Consider the following 557-nt stretch of genomic DNA (forward strand, 5'->3'; position numbering starts at 1 on the left):
GGATCCCTACAACCCCACCAGCCCACTCGAGATGGCCGATGCCGTGACACTGGTGGCGCATGTGAGCAAGGGGACCTATATTCGTTCCCTGGCGCGCGACCTCGCCCATGCACTTGGCACGGTTGGCCATGTGACCTATTTGCGCCGCATCAAGGCCGGTCCCTTTGATGAAACGCAGGCGATTTCACTGGACAGATTGAACGAAATCGGTAAGGGCGCGCGACTTGAAGACGTAATTCTGCCGCTGGAGGCAGGGCTGGACGACATCCCGGCTCTTACCCTCGGGCCCGACACGGCAGAAGCGGTCCGTCAGGGCCGCGTCCTCACCGGGCTGCCCCAATCCGACGGGCTCTATCTTGCCAAGCACAATAATGTGCCGGTGGCGCTGATGGAGGTTTCCGGCGGGACGGCGAAAGTCGTCAGGGGTTTCAACTTTCCCGATGTCGCGGAGTGAACTGAATGACTGTATCTGCAGAACGCAAACAAGAAATTATCAAGGACAACGCACAGGCCACGGGCGATACCGGCTCTCCGGAAGTCCAGGTCGCGATCCTGAC

At 60.0% G+C, this 557-nt stretch carries 2 pseudogenes; both read left to right on the top strand.

The features are described from left to right. Window positions 1-454, top strand: a pseudogene (locus tag V7650_RS18155) (tRNA pseudouridine(55) synthase TruB); the annotation flags it as partial. A gap of 5 nt (window positions 455-459) precedes the next feature. Beyond that, window positions 460-557: pseudogene (locus V7650_RS18160) on the top strand (30S ribosomal protein S15); the annotation flags it as partial.

Source organism: Parasphingorhabdus sp. (genome assembly GCF_036964565.1).
GTDB lineage: Bacteria > Pseudomonadota > Alphaproteobacteria > Sphingomonadales > Sphingomonadaceae > Parasphingorhabdus.